This is a genomic window from Glutamicibacter sp. (assembly GCF_035257265.1).
Lineage (GTDB): Bacteria > Actinomycetota > Actinomycetes > Actinomycetales > Micrococcaceae > Glutamicibacter.
In genome coordinates this window covers 161,030-183,148 of record NZ_DATEXC010000038.1, presented here as the reverse complement: position 1 = coordinate 183,148, position 22,119 = coordinate 161,030, and the positions used below count along the sequence as shown (strand labels likewise).

Genomic DNA, 22,119 nt, shown 5'->3' with positions numbered 1-22,119 from the left:
CATTGTGCAACTTGCGCCATGTGAGTAGCATCACAGGTAAGTGGTCGCGCTGAATTAGCCGTCCACCACTGACTACGCGAGAGTAAGGATGCCGATCGTGTCCACCCAGCACATCGACGTAGCCGCCGGATGCCTACCCACGCACCAGCTGCTCAACGTCTCTGGAGAACGAACTCCAGACGAAGAACTTGACCACCATCTGACCGGGCTCAGCGAACAAGACCTGGCAGATTTCCTCCGGGACATGGTTGTCCTGCGTCGCTTAGATAATGAAGCCACGGCGCTGCAACGCCAAGGACAGTTGGGCCTCTGGGCGCCATTACTTGGCCAAGAAGCTGCCCAAATTGGTTCAATCCGCGCCACCGAAGATACCGACTTCATTTTCCCTTCTTACCGTGAGCACGGAGTCGCCTGGGCCCGAGGCGTTAAAGCCGAAGATCTGCTCAGCGTTTGGCGCGGTGCCACCGCCAGTGGTTGGGACCCGCATGAGGTAAATATTGCTTGCCAGCAGATTGTCATTGGATCCCAGGCGCTGCACGCCGCCGGGTATGGCATGGGCATCAAATTTGATGGTGGTAAAGAAGTTGCTGTGGCCTACTTTGGCGACGGGGCGACCAGCCAAGGTGACGTCAATGAAGCGCTGGTCTTTGCCGCCAGTTATCAGGCGCCGGTAATGTTCTTCTGCCAGAACAACCAGTGGGCCATCTCCGAACCGGTTGGCTTGCAAAGTCGCACGCAGATCGCTGACCGTGCCAGTGGATTCGGAGTCAAAACCTGGCGGGTAGATGGCAACGACGTACTCGCGGTTTATGCAGCCACTAAAGCCGCACTGGCGCATGCTCGACATGGACTGGGTCCAACCTTTATCGAGGCAGTGACCTACCGGATGGGTTCGCATACCACCGCCGATGATCCCGCTCGTTACCGAAAAGATGAGCAGGTCGAACAGTGGCGTGCCAAGGATCCTATTGATCGATTGGTCAACCACCTGACGGTGCTCGGCGCAGATGTGCAGTCCTACCAGCAGCGAGCCCAGAATGCTGCGGACAAACTGGCTGCCGAACTCCGCGAGGCAATCACCACGATGCCAGATCCCGAACCTCATGAACTCTTTGATCATGTATATGCCGAAGAGCATGAACCAAGCCGCAGGGAGCGGGACACCTACCTGCAGTACCTGACAAACTTCCAGGATGGTGGACTATGAGCGTTTCAATGATGAAGGCGCTGAACCAGTCCTTGCGTGATGCATTGACCGAAGATGAAAAGGTCATCCTGCTCGGGGAAGACATTGGCACCCTCGGCGGCGTATTCCGTATTACCGACGGGCTGAAAGCCGAATTTGGAGAACATCGAGTGGTTGACACGCCACTGGCCGAATCCGGGATCGTCGGCAGCGCCATCGGTTTGGCCTACCGCGGTTATCGTCCGGTGGTGGAGATCCAATTCGATGGATTCACTTACCCGGCCTTTGATCAGCTGGTTTCACAGCTGGCAAAGATGCACTTCCGTTCTCGGGGCCGGGTGAAAATGCCGGTGACCGTGCGTATTCCATATGGTGGCGGAATCGGCTCACCGGAGCACCACTCGGAATCACCGGAAGCCTATTTCTCCCACACGGCAGGATTGCGGGTTTTTGCGCCATCCAGTGTGGAAGATGCCTACGTGATGTTGCGTCAGGCGATTGCTTGCGATGATCCGGTGATCTTCTTTGAACCAAAACGTCGCTATCACGAAAAAGCAGAAATTGAACTCAAGACCCCGGAGCAGACCGGTTCGCCTAAGGCAAAGGTGCTTCATCAAGGACAGGACGTCACCGTGGTGGGATATGGCCCCACCGTTTATACCCTCAATGATGCGGTGCTGGCGGCCGAAGATGAAGGCGTGAGCCTAGAAGTTATTGACCTGCGCTGTCTGGACCCATTGGATATGGACACCATAGCCGAATCAGTCAAGCACACCGGAAAACTTGTAGTGGTCCACGAAGCGAGCAGGACTTCGGGAATTGGAGCGGAAATTTGCGCTCAAATCACCGAGACCTGTTTTGACTACCTAGAGCATGCACCATTGCGTGTGACTGGATTTGATATTCCATATCCGCCTTCACGACTCGAATCCCATCATTTGCCAGACCTGGACAAAGTGATGCATGCCGTAGATACGGTCATGCGCCGCAACGAGACACACGCCGGAGGTGCCAAGTGATGGCTCCCAATACTTTTAAGTTGCCAGACCTCGGTGAGGGACTAACCGAGTCCGAAGTTTTGAACTGGAAAATTCAGGTTGGCGAGCATGTCACGCTGAACCAGATCATCGCCGAAGTCGAAACGGCGAAGGCTGTCGTTGAACTCCCATCACCGTTTGCTGGAATTGTGCAGAAATTGCATGCTTCCGCCGGTGAAGTAGTACCCGTGGGTGGACCACTGGTGACCTTTGGAGATGAGGCTCCCGGTGCGGACAGCGTTACACCAGACGCAGATCAGGATGGCAGCCGGACTCCGACACTCGTCGGCTATGGTGCACCAGCAGCCAGTGGAAAGCGCCCGTCACGTCGATCGCGACCGGTTCGCAATGAACCCCTCGTACAGGAACCGCCGGCAACCACGAATCAGGGCACAGCGCAACAGGCGAAGCCAACAGATACAGGCGCTCGCCGGACCGTTACGCGCAGTACCCCGCCGGTGCGCAAGCTCGCCCGGGATCATGGCATCGAAATTTCATCTGTCGCAGGTACTGGTGCCGATGGAGCGGTGTTGCGTAGCGATATCGAAGCCTTGATTGGAGAGCCGGAGCAGACTGCGCAGCAGCCTGTCGCAGCTACCGCAGTTCTGGCGGGGGACCGCCGGGTGAAAATCAGCGCGGTACGTCGCGCCACGGCGAAGGCCATGGTGGAATCGGCGTTCACCGCTCCACACGCCACCGAATTTCTCACGGTGGATCTGACTGAGTCAATGAAGCTTGTCGAAAAGTTGCGCAAGCACCCCTTGATGAAAGATGTGAAGCTCAACATCACGACCTTGACTTCATTGATCGTGACACGCTTACTGGGCACCTACCGTGCGCTGAACTCGCGGTGGGACGAAGCCAACGCAGAGATTATCGAGTTCGGCTCGGTGCACTTGGGTATGGCTGTGGCCAGCGATCGTGGCTTGTTAGTTCCGGTTGTCAAGGATGCGCAATCAAAGTCCCTGCGAGATCTAGCCGAAGAGCTAACGCAGATCATTGAATTAGGCCGGGCTGGAAAGCTAACGCCTGCTCAGTTGAGCGGTGGAACGTTCTCGATTACGAACGTTGGAGTATTCGGCGTGGATGCCGGTACCCCAATTCTGCCTCCGGGGCAGTCCGGAATTCTTGCCCTTGGACAGGTCAAGCGCCGTCCGTGGGAGTTTGAGGATCAAGTGGCCTTGCGTCACACCTCGACGTTGGCGCTGTCCTTTGACCATCGGGTTGTCGATGGCAAGGAAGCTAGCGAGTTCCTCGCTGGTGTCGGCGCAGTGCTGGAGGACCCTGGAATGATGAATATTTTTATTTGATTCCATGGGGTCTTCATGTCGTGAAAATTAAAATATCTGGTTGATCAGATCGACCTCAAGTACTACTTTCATATTTATTCATTGGTTGTTTCGCAATATTTGATGTAATCTCGTTCACTACGTGCTATAGCTCACCTTTGAGGCGCACGGCATCTGTGAATTGCAGAAGCAGCAACGAACTTTTGAGGAGAAGAAAGATGCGATACTCGCACGCATCGAAGGCGCTGGTTTTGTCAGCTGCCTTGGCATTGACCCTAACTGCCTGTGGCGGAGGGACTCCGGAGGAATCTGCCAACGGCGGTTCCGAGGGGGATGCCACTAAGGTCATCACCGCAAACACCACCGAACCACAGAACGGCCTCCTGCCGGCAAACACCAACGAGGTTGGTGGCGGCCGCGTGATGGACCTGATCTTCACCGGGCTGGTCAGCTATGACGCCAAGGGCAAGCCTGTTAATGAGATCGCGGAATCGATTGAAACAACCGATTCCCAGAACTACACCATCAAGCTGGCTCCAGGTCACACCTTCTCCGACGGTTCCCCAGTCACCGCTGCTTCCTTCGTGGATGCCTGGAACTTCGGTGCAGCCGCTAAGAATGCACAGCTGAACTCCTACTTCTTCGAATCCATCAAGGGATATAAAGAAGTCAGCGCTGAGAAAGCGGAGACCGAGGAGATGGAAGGGTTGAAGATTGTCGATGACAATACCTTCACCGTTGAACTGAGCCAGCCGGAGTCTGACTTCCCGCTGCGTCTTGGTTACACCGCCTTCATGCCTCTTCCAGAAGCAGCCTTCAAGGATCCCAAGGCATACGGCGAAGCACCTGTCAGCAATGGCCCATACAAGTTGACCGAGTGGAACCACGACGTCAACCTGAAGCTTGAAGTTAACGAGTCCTACGAAGGACCACGTAAGGCTGCCAATGGCGGTATCGACTTCAAGGTTTACCAGTCAACGGAGTCCGCATACCAGGACGTCATGGCTGGCAACTTGGACGTACTGGACCAGATCCCACCATCAGCACTGGCCAACTACCAGTCCGATCTGGGTGACCGTTCGGTCAACGCTCCATATGCAGGTAACGCAACCATCACCATCTCCGGCTACTTGGATCACTTCAAGCAGGGTGAAGAAGGTAACCTGCGCCGTGCAGCGATCTCACGCTCCATTGACCGCCAGCAGATCATCGACAAGGTGTACTTCGGCGGCAAGGTCAAGGCCGAAGAATTCACTGCACCTGTGCTTGAGGGCTACAACGCCGATATCCCGGGCAGCGAAGTTCTTGACTTCGACGCCGATGAGGCGAAGAAACTCTGGGACGAAGCCAACGCCATCGAGGCGTGGGGTGACTCGGAAGAGTTCTCCATCGGTTACAACGTTGATGGCGCCGGTAACAAGGAATTCGTTGAAGCCGTAGCTAACCAGGTCAAGAACACCTTGGGTATCAATGCTGTAGCTAAGCCTTACACCTCCTTCAAGGCGTTGCGCGATGACGTCACCAAGAAGAAGATGACCGGCGCACACCGCTCCGGTTGGCAGGCAGACTACCCATCGATGTACAACTTCCTCGGCGCTCTTTACGGCACCGGAGCGGGTTCCAACGATGGCGATTACTCGAACAAGGAATTCGACGACAAGCTCAAGGAAGGTCTCGCCGCAACCGATCCAACCGAGGGCGCAAAGATCTTCAACGAGTCGCAGGAAATCCTCTTCAAGGACCTGCCAGCTATCCCACTGTGGTACCAAGCAGTCCAAGGCGGTTGGAGCGAGAATGTTTCAAACGTCGAGTTCGGCTGGAACGGTGTTCCGATCTACAACGCCATCACCGGCAAATAGATTCACTAGCTAAGTCGCCTAGTCAGGTTCGACTCAGTTGAAATCGTCTCAGGGAGACCCAGCAACATCAGGGTCTCCCTTTGGCGTGTCAGTCCTCCCTCTCTATCTGAACGTCTGGTTTATGCCGACGGAAAGAGGAAATAAAAATGGCCACGTGCCTTGCAACGTCTCGAGGTGAGACGCACTCATGCTAGCTTTTACGCTCAAGCGATTCTTGCAGTTGATTCCGGTGTTTATCGGTGCCACGCTGCTCGTATACTTCTTGGTCTTCGCGACCCCCGGAGACCCAATCTCCGCACTTTCCGGCGGTAAGCCAATGACGCCGGCCGTCGAATCCGCGCTACGTGCCCAGTACAATCTCGACCAGCCATTCTGGGTTCAATATGGGTTGTACCTGAAGAACTTAGTTACGCTGGACTTGGGTATGTCCTTCTCGGGGCAGGAAGTCCGTGACCTCTTGGCCCGTGCATTCCCAGTTACCGCACGGCTGGCAGTGATGGCGTTGGCCATCGAAGCGGTCTTCGGCATTTTCTTCGGTGTCATCGCTGGCATGCGCAAAGGCAAGGCCTTTGACTCCACCGTGCTGATCCTTTCGCTGATTGTGATCGCAATTCCTACCTTCGTGCTGGGCTTTGTGCTGCAGTTTGTCGTCGGAGTTAAGCTCGAATGGGCCAAACCTACGGTCTCCGGCGGAGCAACGTGGAGCGAGCTCATTCTTCCCGCGGTGGTTCTTGGCCTGGTCTCCTTCGCCTATGTCCTGCGTCTGACCCGTACCTCGATTATCGAGAACAAACAGGCGGACTATGTACGCACCGCAACAGCCAAGGGACTCAGCCGCGGACGTGTTATTAACGTACACATCCTGCGAAATTCGCTGATCCCAGTGGTGACCTTCCTGGGTGCCGACTTGGGATCGCTCATGGGTGGAGCGATCGTGACCGAGGGTATCTTCAACGTTCCCGGAGTCGGAAACCTGCTGTACCGCGCAATCCTCAAGGGTGAAACCCCCACGGTTGTCGCGGTTGTCGGTGTGCTCGTGATCGTTTTCGTGCTCGCCAACCTCATCGTAGACATGCTTTACGCTCTGCTTGACCCAAGGATCCGATATGCCTGAGAACCAGAATCCAAATCCTGAGGCCGGATTGCCTATCAGCAAGAACCGTGCCGGAAAAGTTTCTAAATACCCCATCCCGCACTTCGTAGCGCCACTAGACGAGACCCCGTTACAGGGTGTCGATGCGGTCAAGGAAACTGGTAAGCCACTATCCATGTGGGCAGAAGCCTGGCGTTCGCTTCGCAAACGGCCGCTTTTCATCATCTCGGCGCTATTGATCATTCTGGTGATCGCTATTGCGGCGATTCCAGGGTTGTTCTCATCGGTTGATCCAACCTCCTGCTACTTGGAATTTTCTAATGAAGGACCAAGCGCCGGCCACCCGATGGGTTATAACTTCCAAGGTTGCGACGTCTACGCGCGTGCCATCCACGGAACACGCGCCTCTCTCATGGTGGGTATTTTCACCACACTCTTTGTGGTTCTGCTCGGGGGCACCATCGGCGCTCTCGCCGGATTCTACGGTGGCTGGTTGGATACTATCCTCGCGCGTCTAGGTGATATCTTCTTTGCACTTCCCATGGTGCTTGGAGCCATCATCGTGATGCAGCTTCCCGCCTTCCGCGACAATAAGAGCGTATGGACAGTTATTATCACGCTCTCCATTTTCGGCTGGCCGCAGGTCGCTCGAATTACCCGTGGTGCGGTGCTCGAAGCGCGCGATGCGGACTTCGTTAAAGCCTCACGTGCTTTGGGACTGTCTCGTGGCAAATCATTGCTCAAGCACGTGATCCCGAATGCTATGGCACCGGTGATTGTGGTAGCTACCGTAAACCTTGGCGTGTACATTGTCGCCGAGGCGACGCTGTCATTCCTTGGTCTTGGTCTTCCCTTTGAGGTGATGAGCTGGGGTAACGATATCTCGTCGGCTCAATCGCAGCTACGTAATAACCCGATGATGCTGATGTGGCCTGCGTTGTTCTTGTCCGTCACCGTCTTGAGCTTCATCATGCTCGGCGATGCAGTGCGTGATGCACTGGATCCTAAGTCTCGAAAGGGGAACTAACTGTGGTGCAGAATTCAAACCCCAAGCCCCTGCTAGAAATCAAAGACTTGGCTATCACCTTCAGCACTCCCGATGGCCCTGTCAACGCCGTGCGCAACGCCAACTTGACGGTGATGCCCGGCGAGACCGTGGCCATCGTGGGGGAGTCCGGCTCGGGCAAATCCACCACCGCACTGGCGGCCATTGGCCTGCTTCCAAGCAACGGCGAAGTCTCAGCTGGGCAGATTCTTTTTGATGGCGAGGATATTTCCAAGGCCAGCGAAAAGCGGTTTGTTGAGTTGCGCGGTAACCACATCGGCATGGTCCCGCAGGACCCGATGAGCAACTTGAACCCGGTGTGGAAAATTGGTTTCCAGGTCAAAGAGACTCTGAAAGCCAATGGACTGGCTGGAAGCAATCCCAAGCAGCGCGTTGCGCAGGTCTTGGCGGATGCTGGTCTGCCTGATCCGGAAACTCGGATGAATCAGTACCCGCACGAGTTCTCTGGCGGTATGCGGCAGCGTGCGCTGATTGCTATCGGTTTGGCCTGTCGTCCACGTCTGTTGATCGCAGATGAGCCCACCAGCGCGTTGGACGTGACGGTGCAGCAACAGATCCTGGATCACTTGGACACCATGACCAGCGAACTGGGTACCGCTGTCCTGCTGATCACCCACGATTTGGGCTTGGCAGCAGAACGCGCTGAGAAGGTCATTGTGATGTACAAGGGACAGGTTGTTGAATCTGGTCCAGCGTTGGAACTGCTGCGCAATCCGCAGCACCCCTACACTAAGCGACTGATCAACTCTGCGCCGTCATTGGCCGCGCAGCGTGGTGATAAGCATGAGATGGCAGTGGATGAAGTAGTGGCGGAAAAGTCCGAACCACTGTTGAAGGTCTCAAATTTGACGAAGGTCTTCGACATCCGTAAGGGCTTCGGACGCAAGGATAAGTTCACCGCTGTGGACAAGGTATCCTTCGAGATTCCCAAGGGCACGACGACCGCAGTGGTCGGTGAGTCCGGTTCGGGCAAGTCGACTATTGCCCAGATGGTGCTGAACCTGCTGGATGCAACTTCTGGAGACATCGTTTTCGACGGGCAAGCTATCGGCAAGCTCAGCGAACGCGAATTGTTTAAGTACCGTCGCCGTGTGCAACCTATCTTCCAGGATCCTTATGGTTCCTTGGATCCGATGTACTCGATTTACCGCACCATCGAGGAGCCACTGCGCATCCACGGTATCGGTAATCAGGCGTCGCGGGAGAAGAAGGTCAAGGAACTGCTGGATCAGGTGTCCATGCCGGCCTCGACTATGCACCGATTCCCGAACGAGCTCTCTGGCGGTCAGCGGCAGCGTATTGCCATCGCGCGTGCGTTGGCCCTGCAGCCTGAAATGATCGTCTGCGACGAGGCAGTCTCGGCGTTGGACGTGTTGGTTCAAGCTCAGGTGCTGGAGCTGCTTGATGAACTTCAGCGTGAACTGGGACTAACCTACCTGTTCATCACCCACGACTTGGCTGTGGTGCGCCAGATCGCAGACAACGTCTGTGTGATGGAGCATGGGCAGCTTGTTGAGCAGGGGACGGTGGATGAGATTTTCGATAATGCGAAGAGCGATTACACCCGAAACCTGCTGGCGGCCATCCCCGGTGCCAGCTTAATTTAAATATTCCACGGCTTTTTGCCGCCAGCTCAGGGCAGTGATTTCTTCATAGAGTCACTGCCCTGAGTTCGTTAAAAAGAGACTTATTCAAGAAATGTTTCAGTTTTTTCAGATCTGAAATAAATGTTGCAAAAACGTTATAAACGAGTTTGGCAGACGAAGTGGCCAATCACCGCTTCTGATTGAAAAAACCCAATGTGAAAGAAATCCTTGAAATCTCGGGGGATGTGAGCCGGGTCGCTAAACTCACCGGTAACAAGCGGATTGTGACTCGAAAGTTTTGGAAGAGCTCCGTAGAGATATGAAGCGCATCTTTCTATATCCAAGATGGCAAAAGCCGGTTAGTCTATTGCTCAATGGTTCCATCATGTGATGTGTTCCACAGTGGACCGCATGGTTCAGAACTCGTATCGTTCATATTCTCAAGGAGGCGAAATGCGATTCCAACGTGTTTCGAAGGCAGTAGTAGTAGGTGCTGCAATGGCTTTGGCCCTGTCGGCATGTGCACCAGGCGGCAGTGGCACCGATCCGAAGGCTTCGGAGTCGGGCAACACCAGCGGGAACGGTTCAGCTGAAGTAACCAACAGTGGTCTCGCAGACCTCGGTGACATCACCACCAAGGATGACACCATTGCAGTCTCGGTGGGCGCACCAGAATTCATCAGCTACAACGGATTCACCCCGAACACTTACTCAACCTATAACTCCGCAATCACGGACCGCATGTTCGCAGGCTTCACCTACACCGGCACCGATGGAGCCCTGTATCCGAATGAAGACCTCGGTTCTTACGAGAAAATTAGCGACGATCCCCTGACCGTGAAGTACACCATCAACGAAAACGCTAAGTGGTCAGATGGTACGCCTATCACGGTGGCCGACTCGGTCTTGGCCTGGGGTGTACAGAACTTGAACCTCAACGAGGGTTCCAAGGAAAAGCCACTTTTCAACTCGGTCTCCGTTGACCTAGGCGACACCGTGCCAAAGGGCCCACAGGGCGATATCGCTGGCAAGGAATTCACCGTTGAATTCTCGGCTCCGGATCCAGACTGGGCCCTGCAGTCCTGGCTACTGCAGCCAGCACACGTGGTAGCTAAGGAAGCAGGCATGAGCACCGAAGAACTGGCTAACGCCATCCTCGCCGGTGAATCAGACAAGCTCAAGAAGGCCGCCAAGTTCTGGAACGAAGGCTGGAACACTAACCCGGGCACTCTTCCAAAGGAAGAAATCATGCCAGTCTCCGGGCCATATAAGCTCGGCTCATGGAAAGCCGGCGAATCGGTGACCATCGTAGCAAATGAGAACTACTACGGTACCCCAGCTGCTACCAAGCAGCTGAACTTCCGCTTTGTTGAAGACGCAGCCATGGTCCAGGCACTGCAGAACAAGGATATCGATGTCATTGGCCCACAGCCAACGGTCGATACCTTGGCTCAGCTTGAGGCACTTGGCGATCAGGTGGCCATCCAGCAGGGTGACACCTTGACCTGGGAGCACTTGGACTTCAACTTCCGAGGAAAGAATGCTTTCAAGAACTTGGAACTGCGCAAGGCATTTGCCATGTGTGTTCCACGTCAGAACATCGTCGACAACTTGGTTAAGCCTCTGAACCCAGAAGCAGTGGTCATGAATGCTCGCGAAGTATTCCCATTCCAGGACAACTATGAAGATGTTGTCTCAGCTTCCTATGACGGACGCTACGATCAGGTTGACCTCGAAGGCGCAAAGAAGATCCTCGAAGCCGAGGATGCAGTGGGAACCAAGGTACGCATTGGTTACTCCGCTCCAAACGAGCGTCGCACCAACGAAGTTGCTGCCATCAAGTCTTCCTGTGATGAAGCCGGCTTCAAGGTCGAAGACGCTGGAGATCCGAAGTTCTTCGCGCCAGGCGGAACCCAGGAACGCGGCGACTACGACGTAGCACTGTTTGCTTGGGCAGGTTCGGGCCAGATCTCTTCGGGCCAGAACATCTACGCAACCGGTAAGCCACAGAACTACGGCCAGTACTCCAACAAGCAGGTTGACGCCGAGTGGAAGACCTTGGCAAGTTCACTGGACCCAGCGGTACACCAGGAGCAGATCAAGAAGATCGAGAAGCTCTTGTGGGATGACCTGTACGGCATCCCAGTATTTGCCCACCCAGGGCTGAGTGCCTCGGGTTCAGATATCCAGAATGTCCGCCACACTGCGACGCAGAACGGAATCGTCTGGAACGCCGAACAGTGGGTACGTGCAGAGTAATTGCCGCTAGGCACTGAGCTCAATCACCGTGAGTGAACGACTGCGGGGCCCGATAAACCGTCGGGCCCCGCAGTGTGTCCACCACACCCCACAATGATTCGATCACACCACCACCCCAGGTGAACGAATCCTCCGGTGAGAAACGAAAGTAGGACAAAAACGCCGTGTTGAAATTCATCGCCAAACGACTTGGATCGGCCATCGGTGTGCTGTTTGCAGCCTCGTTGCTGCTGTACATCCTGGTCATTAATTCGGGTGACCCGCTGAAGGACCTGCGTGAAAGTAACGCAGATAACCGCGAATACCTGATGGCACAGCGTATCGATTACATGGAGCTAGACCAGCCCTGGTACCTTCGCTACTGGGACTGGCTGACCGGCGTTTCCAAGTGCTTCGTTGGACAGTGCGACTTAGGCCGTAATATCAACGGCGTGGAAGTCTCCGGCCTGCTTGCCAATGCTGCCGCCTCGACCTTGCGCCTGGTGCTCATCGCCACGGTGATCGCCGCAATCCTCGGTATTGCCATCGGCGTGCTCACCGCGGTGCGTCAGTACTCCGGACTTGACTACATCGTCACCTTCCTGACCTTCCTCTTCTTCTCACTTCCAGTCTTCTGGGCAGCGGTATTGCTGAAGGAATACCTGGCCATTGGTTTTAACGACTGGATAGCCTCGCCAGACATATCCTTGGGTACCTCCATACTCATCGGCATAGTCCTGGGCCTGATTATGCAGATGTTCTTAGGCGGCTCGCTCAAACGCCGTGCTCTGACCTTCGTCGCAGTAGCGATCTTTGTGCCCTTGGTCTTGCAATACTCGCTCTGGCTGAACTTCTACCGTTTCCCGCAAATGGGCCCGGCAATCGTGGTCATCTTGACCTTGCTGGTGGCACTCTCCGCCACCGCGATGACAGCTGGCCTGAAGGAAAAACGTGTGCTTTATCCGGCACTGATCACCGTGGTACTCGTGCTTGCCGCCTACTACGCGACCTTCTATCTGATGTCCGAACCGAACACCTGGATCCTTCTGGGCGGGCTGATCCTCGCCGTAGCGATCCCGGCCCTGGTTGGACGCCTTATGGGTGGACGACTGCGTAAGAACGCAGCCAGCGTAGCCATGGTGACAGGTTTTGTCGGCGCGGCGCTCACCGTTATCGACCATATATTCCGTGCTTGGCCAGGCTTCCTGGACAACAAGGGCCGCCCAATTTCCACCATTGGATCCTCTACCGCTAACTTTGAGGGCGGTTATTGGGATCACTTCTTGGATAACGGCACCCAGTTGCTGCTGCCCACCATTTTGCTGGCAATCATTTCGCTGGCAAGCTACTCACGCTACACCCGCTCCTCAATGCTGGAAGTACAGCAGCAGGATTACATTCGTACCGCCCGCTCTAAGGGACTAAGCGAACGTACGGTGATTTTCCGTCACGCATTCCGCAACGCGATGATCCCCATCGCCACTATCGCGGCCTTCGACTTCGCGGGGCTCATCGGTGGTGCGGTGATTACCGAGCGCGTCTTCGGTTGGAAAGGCATGGGCGAAATGTTCGCCACCGGCCTGGACCATGTGGACGCTAACCCGGTCATGGCCTTCTTCCTGGTCACCGGTACCGCAGCGATCATTTTCAACCTGCTGGCAGACATTGTCTACGCCATGCTCGACCCACGCATTCGCGTCTAGGCGGCCATGACAATCATCAGCAATCGTGTCTGGGACATTAAGGACAAACGATGAGTAACACCAACGACAATCTGCCGCAGAACCTCACCTCCATAGCCGAGGTCGAGGACGCGAAGCTGGCGCGCCAGTCCGAAGATTCAAAAAGCCAAGGCCGCATCGTTATCGGACGGTTCGTCAAGCACAAGCTAGCCATGACCTCCAGCGTGATCCTAGTTTTTATCACCATTTTTGCTTTCAGCTCCGTAGGGTGGGGAGTAATCCCCGGATGGTGGGACAAGTCCTATCTAGACGCTGGCGCGGTCATCAATGGTGGCAAGCCAACGCTGAGCCTGGTACCTACCTGGTTGGGTGGGGAAGGAATCCGCTGGGGAGAAAATCCATTCGGCCAGGATTCCATCGGCAAAGATTACTTTGCCCTGGTGATGACCGGAACACAGAAGTCCATCATCATCGGCGTGGTAGTCGGAACCGTGGCTACATTCCTCGGAGCAATTATCGGCGCGGTTGCCGGTTACTTCCGCGGTTGGGTTGATGAAGTACTGATGCGCATCACCGACCTGTTCATCGTCATCCCGCTGTTGGTGCTGGCCGCTGTGTTAGGCCAGATCGCCGGTGCGAGCTCAGGCTCGATTATCACCTTGGCCTTCGTCTTGGGTCTGGTTACCTGGACGGGCTTGGCCCGTCTGGTTCGCGGCGAGATTCTCTCGCTGCGTGAACGCGAATACGTGGCGGCAGCTCAAGCCATGGGCTCCAAGACCTCGCGTGTAATTTTTAAGCACTTGCTGCCTAACACCATCGGCGTGATTGTGGTCAACGCGACCTTCGCCATCGCTGGCGCGATCCTGCTGGAATCTTCGCTGTCCTACCTGGGCTTCGGCGTCCAGCCACCTGAATCCTCACTGGGCCTGCTCATTAGCCAGTACCAGAATGCGTTCACCTCTCGTCCGTGGCTCTTCTGGTGGCCAGGCATGATCATCGTTGCCATCGCGCTGAGCGTGAACTTCCTCGGCGATGGCCTGCGTGATGCTTTTGACCCACGTCACACCGGCAAGAAGCGCCGCCGAGCCGGGCTCTTCGCCCTGCCAACTCGTAAGGAGAAGCCATGAGCACCGAAGCAGCAGAAAATTATGCACTGAGCTTCACCGACCTGAAGGTCACCTTTGAAACCGCCGGACCTGACGTGCATGCGGTTAAGGGTTTATCCCTGGCTGTACGCCCTGGCGAAGTTGTTGCCTTGGTGGGCGAGTCCGGTTCGGGTAAGTCCGTCACCTCCACCGCTGCCATGGGATTACTTCCGGAGAACGCGTACATCACTGGCGAAGCCAGAGTTGGCAACGTAAACGTGGTGGGCTTGGACCAAGGGAAGATGCGCAAGATGCGCGCTACCGACATCGCCATGGTGTTCCAAGAGCCCATGACGGCATTGAACCCGGTACTGACCATTGAACGCCAGCTCACCGAAGCACTAGAGCTGCACGACGTGGCATACGGTAAGGAAGCTACCGACAGGGCAATCGAGCTGCTGACCCTGGTGGGCATCCCGGATCCAGCCAAGCGGATTAAGCAATACCCACACCAGTTTTCCGGTGGTCAGCGTCAGCGCATCGTGATCGCCATGGCGATCTCCTGCGATCCGAAGGTCATTATCGCCGATGAGCCAACCACCGCGTTGGACGTCACCGTGCAGGCAGAAATTCTTGACCTGCTGCGTGAGCTCAAAGACCGGCTGAACACCGGTATCCTGCTGATTACCCACAATATGGGTGTCGTGGCAGATATGGCAGACCAGGTCGCGGTGATGTTCCAGGGAAACTTGGTGGAAACCGGCGACGTTCAACAAGTGTTGCTACACCCGCAACACGAATACACGCAGCGTCTGCTTTCCTCGGTACCCCGGCTTTCCCCGGTGATCATCGATGAGAACGCCCCACGCAGTGAACCGACCACCCCGGTGGAACGGGAGCTGGTGCTGGAAGCCAAAGATCTAGTGCTGGAATACAACATGCGTGGCAAGATCTTCCGTGCGGTGGAGAACGTTAGCTTCGACGTCGCTAAAGGCGAGGTGCTGGGCATCGTGGGCGAATCCGGCTCTGGTAAGTCGACCATTGCCAAGGCGGTACTCGGGCTGCTTCCGGTCGCTTCGGGAACACTCGCGGTCAAGGGACACAACCTGCCTAAGCTCTCGACGCGTCAGGCACGCGCTGTGCGCAAGGACATCGGTGTGATCTTCCAGGATCCTGCCGCGTCATTAAATCCGCGTTTCCCTATTGGCGACTGCATTACCGAACCAATGGTGGTGCACAAGGTCGGAAATAAGGCCTCTCGAACGAAGCGCGCCTTGGAGCTGCTGGATGCGGTCAAGCTGCCACGCAACGTGATCAACCGTTACCCGCATGAGCTTTCCGGGGGTCAGCGCCAGCGTATTTGCATCGCTCGTGCGCTGACTATGAATCCAGAATTGCTCATAGCTGACGAGCCAACCAGCGCGTTGGACGTATCTGTTCAGGCAGTTGTGCTGGAAATGCTCCAAGATTTGCAGCGCGACTTCAATTTTGCGTGCCTTTTCGTCAGCCATGACCTGGCCGTGGTGGATATGCTCGCCGATTCAGTGGTCGTCATGCAAAATGGCAAGGCCGTAGAACAGGGGCGTGTTGATACCGTATTGCACGCACCTACCCACGATTACACTCGTCGCTTGTTGGCCGCCGCTCCGGTGCCGGACCCAATCGAGCAGGCCGTACGTCGTGATGCGTGGAGAATTTTGAACAGCACCAAGTAGCCAAAGAGCGCTGCATAGATAAGGGGCTGGTTTGCCGAGAAATTACTTGGCAGGCCAGTCCCTTTCGTATTTGTCTATCCCTGCCTAGAGTGGAATCAGAATCTGCTGGCCCCCAGCGAGATACCGAAGCGAGGTTGTTTTGCCTGTAAATATGTCGAGTGTCCCCGACGGGTCTTTAGCGGAAGCCTTTGCTAAAGAACATCATGAAATTGACGCGGCGATTGAAAAATACATGGCCTCGACTGATGAGCACCCAGAACTGCGGGCCAAGATGCTGCTGGAAGCGGTTAGCGCGTTGCGGCGGCATATTTTTCTTGAAGAGGAGGTCGTATTCCCACATCTAACTCGGGCCACCCTGATGATGCCGTTGATGGTGATGGACCGGGAACACGGTGAACTGTGGCGTCGGATGGATGCCCTAGAAGTATCATTGCAAAGCGGAAGCGCTGATGAACAGTTGGCGACTGACTGCCAAGAATTGTTGTCCTTGTTGGAAAACCATAATTCTAAAGAAGAACCGATCATCTATCCGCAGATGGACACCGCACTCAGTGTGCAGGAACAACAACAGGTCGCCCATCTGTTGGCTGGGGGAGTGCTTCCCGAAGACTGGATCTGCCAAGACGCCTAATTGGGTTGGGTCGCCATTAAAACCATCGTTTTTGGTGTCCGCCTTGCTCAGCTGGGCAAAGTGCGGTCAAGAACCAAGATAGATTTCTTCACCGATAAGCCTGCAGCAGGTTACGTCTGCGGGCTGTAGCTGGGGTGCGTGTAGTGGCACACCGAGAGCGTTTCCTTGAACAGCGAGGCCGTCGAGGTTACCTATGGATTTCGCGGCGAGGACCATCATCGACGATGATGACCCTCAGCACTGCGTCATCGATTCGATAAAGAACTCGATAGCCGCCGCGGCGTACTCGCCACTCCGGGCGCGCGGTGAGTTTCTTCGCCGATGGCGGTCGAGCGTTTTCGCTAAGAAGCTCGATCATCGCTTGCACGCGGCGTTGTGCTTCTGGGGGAATCTTTCGGATTGCTCGGGTTGCGAAGGGAAGGACCTGAACCGCGTATGTCACGATAGTCCGAGGTCGCGTTTCACGTCCTCCCAGGGAATGGGAGTCTCACCACCGCGCTCTGTTTCTTCCCACGCCGCATCGGCTGCCCGGATGTCCGCAAGTTCGTCGGCGTCTGCCAAAACAGTCTGTGCAGCTGGTCGTTGTCGATGATCGCGGCGACAGGACGCTTCCTGTGGGTTAGGTACACCCGTTCGCCCCTCGCGGTGTCGATGATCGACGCAAGGCGCCCGCGCGCATCCGTGATTGCTATTTAAGTCGTGACGGCAGTGTAGCGCAAAACTAACATAATGATCGGAATATTGCCCATCAGAGGTTCCCTATGTGGGTATCGACGGGGAACGCTGAACGATTTCGGTCTCATGTGTCGCAAACGATACCCTGAGCTGATGAATGATAATCAGAAGCTCATGCTCATTGCTGGCGTAGTGTTTGTGGTGTTTATTGTTGTCATGATGGTTCTGACATCTGGTGTATCGGCTTTCATCTTTGACCCGGAACCTGAAGCTACATTGCGGCAGATTTTCAGTACGGTTTAAGGCCCCTGTTGAAGAATGTTGATCTGTACTCCGGTACGCGATGGCTATGACACCAAATATGGAGACCGGATAGGGTTCCCATTGGGGCACTGTGAAACTAGCGAAACTTGGAATGGAAACGGGGTGCAGTCCCGGATGTTCCTAGGAACAGGGGTGCCCCTCAGCTTCGGCCGATAAGTTCGATGACTTCCTGGGCAGTCTTAGGCGTGAAATCCAGTAGCGTATGGCCGTCCTCGATCGTCTCCATGACTACGACAGCTGCCTCAATTTCGCCATCCACCTTAATAAGCAGACGTGCAGACTCTCCAGCTTTAGCAGCTTCCTCAGTGACTTCACGGAAGATCTTCGTCCCTGCATCGCTGAATATCACGTTGACTGTGTTCGGTCCCTGTTCTGCAGCGACAGTAGCATCATCAACGACGGCCCGTTCGAAAGTGGACGGCAGCACAAGCTGTTCACCGTCCAATGAAATACATTTCGAATCTGATTCCCTGGCACAAACGTGCGTGACCGCCAGCTCGATAACACCGACTGTGGTGCGCTCCGGCCCATTGCTACTGGCCTCGGCAGAGCAGGCACTCAGAGATAGAAGGAGTGCCGCGAATATAGACGTCTTGATGATTCGAGAAGTCACGGGGGAATTTCCTTCGTTGGTTTTTCTGGGTCACGCTGGTTCCTGAGTTTCAATCCTAGGTGAATGCTTAAACTATTTACAGTACTAAATAGTCACTCAAGAACCTGTGTTCTAGAAATGGATTGCCACAGTGGAGGGTTCGGCTTTCGGAACGATAGGGCTTCTTAGGTTTGTTACTCTCCTGCCGTGGGGTGGTTCTCCACTGAAAAGCTGTTGAACCGCTTTCTTCAGCCGGTATGCGGCGTCATGGAGAGGTGTTTGAGAGTTGGAACTTACGCCGGAGGTTTCCTCTACCCATGCCGTTATTTGGTCTTGTTGGGATGCTTGGCGTGGACCTGTTCCAGATAGATTACCGGGCCTTCGACGTAGAACCAGATGCGTGCATGGCCTTTGAGTGTCGGCTTGTGCTGCCATCGTTCATGGGTGGAGCCATTACGTGTAACGATGCCGCGCTCGCCACGCAAGTGGTAGTTAGTCGGAGTAACAACCAGTGGCGTCTTCGTCAGGAAGTCCCAGGCATCGGTCAAGGGACCCTTGATGGTGGCCTTTAGATTCATCCAGCCGCGCTGCGCATGGGTAGAAGCGAAGCGAATCTCATATTCGGAGTTCTTTGTTGGCCTCTCGACCTTCAGGTTCTTTGCCATCCCTTAGGGCCGCTCAACGACCAAAGAATCGTCGAGCCATTCCACTGGCTCCTGGCCGAGGCCGGCGGCCATTACCGTTGCTGTTTCGCGCCACGCGGTAAGTTCGGCAATGGCCAAGTGTGGCTGGTTGGTGGCAAACGACGCGCGAGCTGCAGTCAAGATATCGTTGGCGCAGGTCTGCTGGTCAGCCACGCTCAGCGCCAGCATCCAAGGGAACCGGGCAATCATGCGCGTGACGAGAGTTCCGTCGGTGTTCGTTGAGACTGCAACTAATTGGGCTGCCAGCTCCAGGAGGGCGGTGCGCGCTCGATCTGCGCTGTCGGACATGAGTACCAGGGATTCGCCATCGCGCCGAGTTACCTCAACAGGATGATCTGCTGCTGCCGCGAAGACCTCGGCTGAGGAACGGCTCAATTCAGAAGACCGGAATGCGGTTCGGGATCGTGCAAGTGTACTCATGCTCCGAGTCTAGTTCAGAACGTATTCAGAAGTCCACTGGTTTGATGGCCGCTATCCCCCAAAAAAGGTCCCGCAGAGGGTTCCCGTTACCCTTGCGCGACACTAGAACCATGGATTCTGGGAATTGTATTGCTTCTCGAGTCTTAGGGGATCAGGACGCAACTCCAACGGCTCGAAGCAATGCGAAGTGCAGACCGTTAACGTCTTGTACCAAGCACCTGAGAATTGTGGGCGATGAATGGGCTGCACTTTTCCGGAGGCAACTTAAAAAACTAGCCGTGGTTCACTCTTCATTGAGTGAACCACGGTTAGTTTGAAAGCTCCGAAAATTAGTCGTTGAGTTCTAAGACGATCTCGGTGACAACTGCGGCGCGTGCGTTGGAGAAAATCTGCTCCGTGCCAACCTGCTTAAATCCGCGACGCTCTAAGACCTTCAGTGAACCAAGATTGTCCTGAACAACGTGAGCGGTCAATGGACGCTTGGTGAATTCTGCCAGGAAGGCGTCTACCGCGCTGGTGGTGATTCCCTTCCCCCAGAACTTGGTGGAGGTCCAGAAATTGATTTCTGGCTTCGCGCCATCAAAAACCAAGATTGATCCGGCAACATCGCCCTCGTGTTCGATGGTGCGAACCAGCACCGATTCGTCGTTGAGGATGGAGCTCCAGTGATGATCAAATACCGCACGGTCTGACGGATTACGCGCCTGGTATGCGGCCATGAGGTTCGCCTCGGGCTCTTGCTGATGAGCAAAGAAGGCGTCCAAGTCGGAAGGGCGGACTTCACGTAGTTGCACGATAAAGACCTTTCTTTCGTGAGGTGGTACGCGCCCGATTGAACGCGCCCAAAGATGTGTGGGACTTAGGTTCTAGACTACCGGGGATGTTAGTGCCGCGAGTGCCATATTGGACAGTAACGGTTTTAACCCTGATTTTTTGGTACGTGGTGAGTGTGCGGAGTGCGCCGTCGAGTTCAACAGCCCGAACACCGCATGAGCCCTGAAACGGTGCGATTGCGGATTGCCGGTGGGGTGCATTTTGGCCAGCTGTTCGGTCCATAAAGAGATATAACTATTTTGAAGTTTACGGACTAAAGCGAGTTCCGACTTTGGTAATGACTTCAAATCTCGGTCCTGCACCTGAAGGATATCGGGCCGGGAGAGTGAAAAATCGGTGTGAAAATCTACTAAACGTGACAAGACCTGAAGCGGATCCCCACCGTTTTCAGCAGCTTCCAGCCCACCGGCGTAGATATCTTTCGACATGTCCACGAGCAAAGCAATGAGCAAAGCCTGCTTACCTGCGAAATGCCGATACACCGCAGGGCCAGAAATGCCGCAGGCAGCGCCTAGATCTTCTAGGGAAACTCCTGCGTATCCGTGCAACGCAAAAAGCCGGGTAGCTTCGCGTAGCAGCGCGTCACGGCGTTCTGCCTTGGCGCGCTCGCGATCTGTTGGCTCAGTGAGAGATTGATATCTACTCAATGCATTTACTCCTTAGGAACCCCGCCCACAACTGGACAACTATGATCTACGCCACTAATGTCAAAATGTAGGTAGAAAACACAGTTAATAAGAATTAACCATACGCGCCGGACAGTCAGCTTCCAAGGTATTGCGTCCGCGTTCCGTATAACCCGTCATCGCAGACGACATCACAAGGGTCATCTCGGTGAGGACAACCTCGAAAGAAGAGAGTGCCCGTGATTGATCTCGAACTCGACGAACTGTACCAAGACCTGGTCGATGTCGTGCGTGAATTTGCCCAGCAAGTCGTTGCTCCCGTTAGCGCCAAGCACGATGCGGAACATAGTTTCCCGTATGACGTGGTCGCACAAATGGGTGAATTGGGGCTATTTGGTCTTCCAATCTCCGAAGAGTATGGCGGATCTGGAGGTGACTACTTCGCTTTAGCCCTGGCACTAGAAGAACTCGGCCGAGTCGATCAATCAGTAGCGATTACGTTGGAAGCAGGTGTGTCCCTCGGCGCTATGCCGATCTACCGCTTCGGTAACGAAGAACAAAAACAGCTTTGGCTACCAGATCTAGCAGCTGGCAAAAAACTCGCAGGTTTCGGGCTGACCGAGCCTGGGGCAGGCTCTGATGCTTCGGCCTCACGGACCAGGGCGAAAATTGAGGATGGCCAATGGGTTATCGACGGTTCGAAGGAGTTCATCACGAACTCCGGCACAGATATTACCTCTCTAGTCACGGTTAGCGCGGTGACGGGGGTTGACGAATCCACCGGCAAAAAAGAAATCTCCACAATCATCGTTCCAACCGGGACCGAAGGATTTACCGCGGAACCTGCCTATAACAAGGTCGGTTGGCACGCCAGCGACACTCACCCGCTCAGCTTCAACGGGGCCCGAGTACCCGAAGAAAATCTGCTGGGGGAGCGCGGACGTGGCTACGCCTACTTCCTGGAGATCCTAGACGAGGGCCGCATTGCTATCGCAGCACTGGCAACCGGCGCTGCTCAGGGCTGCCTGGATGAGGCAGTGACCTACGCGAAGACCCGCCAAAGCTTCGGTGCAGCCATTGGTAAAAACCAGGCGATTTCATTCATGATTGCCCGCATGGCTTCACGGGTACACACTTCACGTCTGGCCTACTATGCGGCCGCCGCGAAAATGCTTGCAGGTAAGGACTTCAAGATCGAAGCCGCTCACGCAAAACTCGTGGCCAGCGAAGCTGCCATGGACAACGCACGTGATGCGACTCAGATCTTTGGCGGATACGGTTTCATCAATGATTCTTTGGTGGCACGCCACTACCGGGACTCGAAGATCCTAGAAATCGGTGAAGGCACTACCCAAGTGCAATTGATGCTGATTGCCCGCAGCCTCGGACTGTAAAAGTATCTAAATACTCGGACCGGTGAATAGCGCTTATCCGCGGTTATTCACCGGTCCGAACTTTTTATTGATGCTCCATTGGA

The 22,119-nt window shown here is 55.1% G+C and carries 20 protein-coding genes; 14 read left to right on the top strand and 6 right to left on the bottom strand.

Features of this window, described 5'->3' with window-relative positions:
• Nucleotides 1-88 precede the first annotated feature (88 nt).
• The 12 genes from pdhA (at nucleotide 89) to VJ369_RS09520 (ending at nucleotide 16,467) form a co-directional block, all read left to right on the top strand.
• Nucleotides 89-1,207 carry a pyruvate dehydrogenase (acetyl-transferring) E1 component subunit alpha gene (gene pdhA / locus VJ369_RS09575; RefSeq protein ID WP_324091847.1) on the top strand — a complete coding sequence of 373 codons (1,119 nt, stop codon included), beginning with the start codon at nucleotides 89-91 and terminating at the stop codon, nucleotides 1,205-1,207.
• A complete protein-coding gene (locus VJ369_RS09570; protein WP_324091846.1) occupies nucleotides 1,204-2,205 on the top strand; it encodes an alpha-ketoacid dehydrogenase subunit beta in 1,002 nt (333 codons plus the stop codon). Before pdhA ends, VJ369_RS09570 begins: the two co-directional genes overlap by 4 nt.
• Nucleotides 2,205-3,533: a dihydrolipoamide acetyltransferase family protein gene (locus tag VJ369_RS09565; RefSeq protein ID WP_324091845.1), complete on the top strand. Its 1,329-nt coding sequence runs from the start codon at nucleotides 2,205-2,207 to the stop codon at nucleotides 3,531-3,533. The genes VJ369_RS09570 and VJ369_RS09565 overlap by 1 nt, the downstream gene beginning before the upstream one ends.
• A gap of 197 nt (nucleotides 3,534-3,730) precedes the next feature.
• Nucleotides 3,731-5,371, top strand: coding sequence for an ABC transporter substrate-binding protein (locus tag VJ369_RS09560; protein WP_324091844.1), 1,641 nt, complete (start codon nucleotides 3,731-3,733; stop codon nucleotides 5,369-5,371).
• Between the two features lie 187 nt (nucleotides 5,372-5,558).
• Complete coding sequence (locus tag VJ369_RS09555) at nucleotides 5,559-6,485, top strand: ABC transporter permease (RefSeq protein ID WP_324091843.1); 927 nt, start codon at nucleotides 5,559-5,561, stop codon at nucleotides 6,483-6,485.
• Nucleotides 6,478-7,491 (top strand): ABC transporter permease, encoded by a 1,014-nt coding sequence (locus VJ369_RS09550; RefSeq protein ID WP_324091842.1) that lies wholly within the window; start codon nucleotides 6,478-6,480, stop codon nucleotides 7,489-7,491. Before VJ369_RS09555 ends, VJ369_RS09550 begins: the two co-directional genes overlap by 8 nt.
• Before the next feature lie 2 nt (nucleotides 7,492-7,493).
• Nucleotides 7,494-9,137, top strand: a complete 1,644-nt coding sequence (locus VJ369_RS09545) for an ABC transporter ATP-binding protein (protein ID WP_324091841.1) — start codon at nucleotides 7,494-7,496, stop codon at nucleotides 9,135-9,137.
• 432 nt (nucleotides 9,138-9,569) lie between these two features.
• Nucleotides 9,570-11,375, top strand: a complete 1,806-nt coding sequence (locus tag VJ369_RS09540; RefSeq protein WP_324091840.1) for an ABC transporter family substrate-binding protein — start codon at nucleotides 9,570-9,572, stop codon at nucleotides 11,373-11,375.
• A gap of 164 nt (nucleotides 11,376-11,539) precedes the next feature.
• On the top strand, nucleotides 11,540-13,057 hold the full coding sequence (locus VJ369_RS09535) for an ABC transporter permease (protein WP_324091839.1): 1,518 nt from the start codon (nucleotides 11,540-11,542) through the stop codon (nucleotides 13,055-13,057).
• Between the two features lie 50 nt (nucleotides 13,058-13,107).
• On the top strand, nucleotides 13,108-14,163 hold the full coding sequence (locus tag VJ369_RS09530) for an ABC transporter permease (protein WP_324091838.1): 1,056 nt from the start codon (nucleotides 13,108-13,110) through the stop codon (nucleotides 14,161-14,163).
• Nucleotides 14,160-15,836 carry an ABC transporter ATP-binding protein gene (locus VJ369_RS09525; RefSeq protein ID WP_324091837.1) on the top strand — a complete coding sequence of 559 codons (1,677 nt, stop codon included), beginning with the start codon at nucleotides 14,160-14,162 and terminating at the stop codon, nucleotides 15,834-15,836. Before VJ369_RS09530 ends, VJ369_RS09525 begins: the two co-directional genes overlap by 4 nt.
• 151 nt (nucleotides 15,837-15,987) lie before the next feature.
• Complete coding sequence (locus VJ369_RS09520) at nucleotides 15,988-16,467, top strand: hemerythrin domain-containing protein (RefSeq protein ID WP_324091836.1); 480 nt, start codon at nucleotides 15,988-15,990, stop codon at nucleotides 16,465-16,467.
• Nucleotides 16,468-16,654: 187 nt separating this feature from the next.
• Here the strand turns inward: VJ369_RS09520 and VJ369_RS09515 are convergent, their stop codons facing one another.
• Complete coding sequence (locus tag VJ369_RS09515) at nucleotides 16,655-16,909, bottom strand: type II toxin-antitoxin system RelE/ParE family toxin (RefSeq protein ID WP_324091835.1); 255 nt, start codon at nucleotides 16,907-16,909, stop codon at nucleotides 16,655-16,657.
• A 386-nt stretch (nucleotides 16,910-17,295) separates the two neighbouring features.
• Between VJ369_RS09515 and VJ369_RS09510 the strand changes: the two genes are divergently transcribed.
• Nucleotides 17,296-17,445: a hypothetical protein gene (locus VJ369_RS09510; RefSeq protein ID WP_324091834.1), complete on the top strand. Its 150-nt coding sequence runs from the start codon at nucleotides 17,296-17,298 to the stop codon at nucleotides 17,443-17,445.
• A gap of 160 nt (nucleotides 17,446-17,605) precedes the next feature.
• On the opposite strand, the gene VJ369_RS09505 is transcribed toward VJ369_RS09510, so the two are convergent.
• From VJ369_RS09505 to VJ369_RS09485, 5 genes are all read right to left on the bottom strand, one after another.
• Entirely contained in the window at nucleotides 17,606-18,079 is a 474-nt protein-coding gene (locus VJ369_RS09505; protein WP_324091833.1) for a hypothetical protein, read from the bottom strand.
• Between the two features lie 302 nt (nucleotides 18,080-18,381).
• Complete coding sequence (locus VJ369_RS09500) at nucleotides 18,382-18,723, bottom strand: hypothetical protein (protein WP_324091832.1); 342 nt, start codon at nucleotides 18,721-18,723, stop codon at nucleotides 18,382-18,384.
• Nucleotides 18,724-18,726: 3 nt separating this feature from the next.
• Nucleotides 18,727-19,182 carry a prevent-host-death protein gene (locus tag VJ369_RS09495; RefSeq protein WP_324091831.1) on the bottom strand — a complete coding sequence of 152 codons (456 nt, stop codon included), beginning with the start codon at nucleotides 19,180-19,182 and terminating at the stop codon, nucleotides 18,727-18,729.
• 329 nt (nucleotides 19,183-19,511) lie between these two features.
• On the bottom strand, nucleotides 19,512-19,976 hold the full coding sequence (locus VJ369_RS09490; protein ID WP_324091830.1) for a GNAT family N-acetyltransferase: 465 nt from the start codon (nucleotides 19,974-19,976) through the stop codon (nucleotides 19,512-19,514).
• A gap of 72 nt (nucleotides 19,977-20,048) precedes the next feature.
• Entirely contained in the window at nucleotides 20,049-20,663 is a 615-nt protein-coding gene (locus VJ369_RS09485; RefSeq protein ID WP_324091829.1) for a TetR/AcrR family transcriptional regulator, read from the bottom strand.
• Nucleotides 20,664-20,881: 218 nt separating this feature from the next.
• Between VJ369_RS09485 and VJ369_RS09480 the strand changes: the two genes are divergently transcribed.
• Nucleotides 20,882-22,036, top strand: a complete 1,155-nt coding sequence (locus VJ369_RS09480; RefSeq protein WP_324091828.1) for an acyl-CoA dehydrogenase family protein — start codon at nucleotides 20,882-20,884, stop codon at nucleotides 22,034-22,036.
• Nucleotides 22,037-22,119: the final 83 nt, after the last annotated feature.